The following is a 1,534-nucleotide window of genomic DNA, read 5'->3' on the forward strand; positions in this document are numbered from 1 at the left end:
CTCCGTGAAAGATCGCCGCACCCGTCGCGATGAACACCTGATCCTCGACCGTGGCGCCGACAACATGCGCCATTGGCCCAATCAAGGTGTGCTCGCCTACTGAGCACGGATGTTTTGCCGTCGCTCGGATGACAGCATTCTCCATCACGATGCAGTTGGCACCAATCTCGATGCGTCCACCGCTCTCCGCAATGACGCGGGCTCCATGCATCACCCGCACTCCTTCGCCGATACTAACGTCTCCGCAAATCGAAGCGTCGGGTGCGATCCAAGCTGATGATGCGATCATCGGATACTTGCCTCGGTGACCATATAGCATTAGTGGCGCTCAATAGTTTTTATGCATCCTAATCCGAGCAATAGATACCGAAAGTGAAACCGTGTTGCGTGCGGGTGAAGAACTCTCATTTGCGAGAGGGAACCGCGAGCCGGATGATGTCGTGACAGCGGCACGATCGGCAATAAATGGACCATCCCGAACTTCTGACAGCCCTGATCGCATTCGTGGTGATTGCCACGATCACGCCTGGAGGGGCCACGACGCTCGCTGTCGCATCGGGCGCACAGCATGGCTTCAGACGGAGCATTACGCTGATCGCAGGCATGGCAGGCGGGTTATGTTCACTTGGTGCTGGCTCCGCTATCGGCCTTGGGACGGCGATTCATACATTCCCGCAGATTCAGATGATCATGCAGGGGCTGGGCTCTGCATACCTGCTATGGCTTGCCTGGATGATTGCCAGAAGCGGCCCTCCCAGCGCGACGGCTTCCGAGCGCCCTAGCATCGGGGTCGCTGGGGGTCTTCTCCTGCTCTGGCTCAATCCCAAGGCTTGGACAGTGGTGCTCGCCGCCACCGCCGCGTTCGCCAATCTAACGGCATCGGCGACAAGCCTAGCTATCATTATGGGGTTAGCGTTTGGCGTGGCGGGCGCAATCTCGCTATCGGTCTGGTGCATATGCGGGCTATTGCTCTCTCGGCTTCTCAGGACGGAGCGACAGTGGCACGCGGTGAATGGCCTCCTGGCGATCGCCCTTGTGCTCTCCATCGTTCCTCTGTGGCTCTGATCCTCGCCGGGACTGAAATGCGAGCAACGGCGTTTGAGCGCAATTCATTTGCGGCGACGGCCGCGGCAGTGGAGGCTTCGACAGTGTCTCGGCCTCACCGGCCATTGTCACGTTACCGGCTGGGGCAGCTAGCTGTTCAGCTCAGCAGGGATGGTGTCTTCGATGGGTGGAGCAGCGCAAGCTATGGCGGCGAAATCGCCAAAGATCACGTGCGATGATGACGGTGCGGTTTGGATCATCACGATCAATCGCCCGTCGGTACGAAACGCCGTGGATACCGAGGCGGCGGTTTTGCTGGCTCACGCCTTCAAGGATTTTGAGAGGAACGCAGCGGCGAGGGTAGCTGTGCTGACTGGAGCGGGCGATTTCTTCTGCGCTGGCGCCGACCTGAAGGAGATCTCGTCAGATGGAGGACAGGAGCGATGGTCGCGCAGCGAATTGCCTCCGATGGGACCCTCGCGACTTAGCT

General features: G+C 59.4%; 2 protein-coding genes and 1 pseudogene. 2 read left to right on the forward strand and 1 reads right to left on the reverse strand.

Annotated features, from left to right (window positions below):
* Positions 1–211 (reverse strand): annotated as a pseudogene (locus BGN91_RS04435) (gamma carbonic anhydrase family protein); the annotation flags it as partial.
* Between the two features lie 254 nt (positions 212–465).
* Here BGN91_RS04435 and BGN91_RS04440 point away from each other — a divergent pair.
* Both BGN91_RS04440 and BGN91_RS04445 read left to right on the forward strand, forming a co-directional pair.
* On the forward strand, positions 466–1,065 hold the full coding sequence (locus BGN91_RS04440) for a LysE family translocator (protein ID WP_292610881.1): 600 nt from the start codon (positions 466–468) through the stop codon (positions 1,063–1,065).
* 183 nt (positions 1,066–1,248) lie between these two features.
* Positions 1,249–1,534: enoyl-CoA hydratase-related protein (locus BGN91_RS04445; protein ID WP_292610883.1), on the forward strand; the 286-nt coding region annotated here is incomplete at its 3' end.

The organism is Nitrobacter sp. 62-13 (genome assembly GCF_001896955.1).
Taxonomy (GTDB): Bacteria; Pseudomonadota; Alphaproteobacteria; order Rhizobiales; family Xanthobacteraceae; genus Nitrobacter.